The following is a 3,430-nucleotide window of genomic DNA, read 5'->3' as shown; positions in this document are numbered from 1 at the left end:
AAACCATGACAGCGCCATCTTCCAGCTCATCCTTGCACTTGAGGAGCTTACAAAATATGCGAATGAGATAAGCGCTTTTTTGCCCTATTTTCCCTACGCACGCCAGGACAAGAAGGTTCTCGAAGGCGAAGTGAAAAGCTCGGAGGCATTGTGCAAGGTGCTTTGCGCCTGCGGCCTCAGGCAGGTCATTGCTTATGACTGCCACTTCCTGAAAAAAGAGGGGATGTTTGAATATGGCGGGTTGAAGATACGCAACCTGAGCGCCTCGGAAAGTCTGATAGCATACTTCAGGAAAAAGGAAAGCGACCTTACGGTCATAAGCCCAGACATTGGGGCAAGCTACCTTGTGCAGGGGCACGGCGGGCTGTCGATGAAAAAAAAGCGCGGGGGCTACAGCCACGAGCAGGAAACTGTCCACAGGAAGATAGAGAGCATGGAAAACGACTTTAGCGTTGATGGAAAAAACATCCTAATCGTTGATGACATGATTGCAGGCGGCGGCACAATGGTCAGGGCAGTGCAAAAATGCCTGGAGGGTGGGGCAAAAAAAGTTTATTGCGCGGCGACCCACGGGCAATTTTTGGAGGGGGCGGGGCAGAAGATACTTGACGCCGGCGCACTTGAGGTCATATCAACAAATTCCATTAAGACCGGCTTTTCTAAAATAGACATACTGGACATCTCAAAAGGGCTGATATAGCCGCATGCAAGGCAAAAAGGGAATGGCAGCACGCGCACGTCTCTCATTGCAGCCTGTTTTGCCAAATCGGTCTGCATTAAACCTCTTTTTGAACAAAATCCCTTATTTCTGAAAAGGCCTGCTTGATTTCATCTGGCGGGGCAAGGTTGACTGTCCTAAAGTAGCCTGGTTTTAGAAAGCCTGAGCCTTGCACTGTTGCGATTCCCGTTTGCTCCACAAGGCCGTAGACAAACTCCTTGTCTGTCTTGAACCTCCGCTTGAATTCTTTGGAGTCTGGAAGTTTAATGAATGAGTAAAACGCGCCTTGCGGCCTGATTGCCTTGAAGCCATCAATCTCCAAGGCGCACTGGACAAGTGTGTTTGAGCGCTGCTCAAGAAGCGGAAGATAGGTTGCAAGATGGCTGCTTGGGTTTGTAAAAGCGGCAAGGGCGGCCTGCTGCATGTATGCATTTGTAGGCGACAGGCGAACAAAGCACATGTCAAGGAGAATTTTTTTAAGCTCATTTTTGACCTTGCTCTCCTTTCCGTGGACTGCAAGATAGCCTACCCTGGCGCCTGGAAAAAAATAGTTTTTGGAAATGCCATTGCCGCACACAAGCAGGCAGTCGGAGGCAAATTCCCTGATATCAGGCACCGATGCGCCATTGAAGGCAAGTTGGTCATAGATGAGGTCGGCAAACACAAGAAGGCGATGGCGCGAGGCAATCTCCATGATTTTCATGATGGCGTGCCTTGAGTATATGGCCCCGGTCGGGTTGTTTGGGTTGACAATAACTATTGCCTTTGTCCTGCGTGTAATTTTGCGCTCTATGTCTTTTGTATCCGGCTCCCAGTTTTCATGGCAGGCATAGGTTTTTGGAATCCCGCCGTAGAATTTGACCTTGCTTTCGTAAAGCGAATAGCAGGGAGTCGGAAGAAGGATATTGTCCCCTGGGTTCACAAGAGCCCCGATGACCATGTCAATCCCGTCGGTAAGGCCGTTGGTCACAAACACGCTATCCGGATGCACTTTTTCCCTTGCAGCTATTGCATCTACAAGGCAGGGGTCGCCCCTGGATGAAACCAGATATCTTTGGTGCTTTTGCTCCTTGAGTGCCGCCTGTGCCGCCTCAATGATGTGAGGCGGGGCTGCAAAGCCAAAAGCGGCCGGGTCGCCAAGGTTGAACCTGCGGATTTTCCTGCCCGCCTTTGCCGCAGCCTCGATAAACGGACTTATTGCACGGGGCGCATAAACAAGTGCCCCGGTCCTTTTGGCGAACATGCTGCTTGTCATGGGCATCACGCTGTTTTCATGAATGACTCTATTTTGCCAATGGCCTCCTCAAGCTCCTGGGGCTGCGCCAGAAACACAAGCCTGAAGTATTTGCCTGGGAGAACTGGCGAAAAGGAAGAGCCTGGTACTACAAGCACGCCTGTTTTTTCAAGAAGCGTGTAAACAAACTCCTTGTCCGTAGCGTATTTTTCTGTTTCCACTTTTGGAAATGAATAGAATGCCGCCTGGGGTTTTGCAAGATGCATGCCTGGGATGCTGTTAATGCCCTTGGAGATTATGTCCCTCCTGATTTTTAGCTGCCGGTGTATTTCAGGCAGGTGCGACATCGGCATTGTGAATGCCGCAAGCGCACCACGCTGCATTTCCCAGTTCACAGACAGCCTCTGGTTGCACAGCTTGACAAGTGCATCACGAAGAGGCTCGACACCCTGGCCGTGAAGCGCAAGATAGCCGACGCGCGAGCCTGGGTAAATGAAGTTTTTTGAAAGCCCGTTTCCGGAAATCAGGGGAAGCTCTTTTGTAAGGGTGCGAAGGTTAGTTGACGGCTGGCCGTCAATTGCCATCTTGTCATAGATTTCGTCTGCGATGATTGGCAGGCCGTATTCGCCTGCTATGTTGACAATCTGCTCAAGGACGCTTCTTGGATAGACAGCCCCTGTCGGGTTGTTCGGGTTGATGACGACTATCGCCTTTGTCCTTTCATTTATTTTTTTCCGCAAGTCGTCAACTATCGGGATGAAGTTTTCATCAGTCTGGTAGAAGTTGTCGACACCGCCGCAAACGCGCAGCTTTGTGTTGTAAAGAGGGTAGCTTGGGGATGGCAAAAGCACGTTGTCCCCGGGGTTTACTAGCGCCTGGAAAAGAAAGTCAATGCCTTCCGACAGGCCACTGTGGATTGTTACAAAGTCCGGAGTAATGCCTTCAACTTTTGCTATTGCCTCCCTAAGCTGCGGGTCGCCCTCAGATGGGCAATAAGCAGAGTATTTTGGCTCATTTAGGGCATCCTTAATGGCGTCAGTCACCCAAACAGGCGGCTTGAAGCCAAATTGGTTCGGGTCGCCTATGTTGAACCAGTGGATTTTTTTGCCGGTTGCAGCCACTTTTCTTGCCCTGGCTACTATATCGCGGATTTCATAGGAAATGCTTTCCACCCTTGAGGCAAGCTTCACGGCGGGCTTGCGTTCACTTGCGGCAGTTGTGGCTTGGGCTGGAGAAACAACAGTCATGGTACTAGATTCAAAACAAAATCTATAAAAACCAACTGCAGGCATTTACGGCAATCGCAGAAGTTTGGCATGTTTCCAGTTGTCTTATTGCAACAGGGCAATGGCAAGCCCACGTAAGAAAAACAAGTGGCAATCAGATACAATGCAACACAAGAAGGGAAAGCGGCAGGCAGCTGGAGCTTCAATAGAAATATGCAATGAAATCTATGCGCTTTACAGAGTCCTCCAGCA

Annotated in this window: 3 protein-coding genes; 1 reads left to right on the top strand and 2 read right to left on the bottom strand. The window is 50.1% G+C overall.

Annotated elements, in window-relative coordinates:
• Positions 1 to 700 (top strand): ribose-phosphate diphosphokinase (gene prs / locus FJZ26_05050; GenBank protein MBM3229774.1); only part of this gene is annotated, 700 nt, incomplete at its 5' end.
• A gap of 76 nt (positions 701 to 776) precedes the next feature.
• On the opposite strand, the gene FJZ26_05045 is transcribed toward prs, so the two are convergent.
• Positions 777 to 1,979, bottom strand: coding sequence for an aminotransferase class I/II-fold pyridoxal phosphate-dependent enzyme (locus FJZ26_05045; GenBank protein MBM3229773.1), 1,203 nt, complete (start codon positions 1,977 to 1,979; stop codon positions 777 to 779).
• A complete protein-coding gene (locus tag FJZ26_05040; protein MBM3229772.1) occupies positions 1,979 to 3,244 on the bottom strand; it encodes an aminotransferase class I/II-fold pyridoxal phosphate-dependent enzyme in 1,266 nt (421 codons plus the stop codon). The genes FJZ26_05045 and FJZ26_05040 overlap by 1 nt, the downstream gene beginning before the upstream one ends.
• Between the last annotated feature and the right edge of the window lie 186 nt (positions 3,245 to 3,430).

Source organism: Candidatus Parvarchaeota archaeon (assembly GCA_016866895.1).
Taxonomy (GTDB): Archaea; Micrarchaeota; Micrarchaeia; order Anstonellales; family VGKX01; genus VGKX01.
The sequence above is the reverse complement of the archived record's forward strand: the minus strand, read 5'-3'. Positions and strand labels throughout refer to the sequence as shown.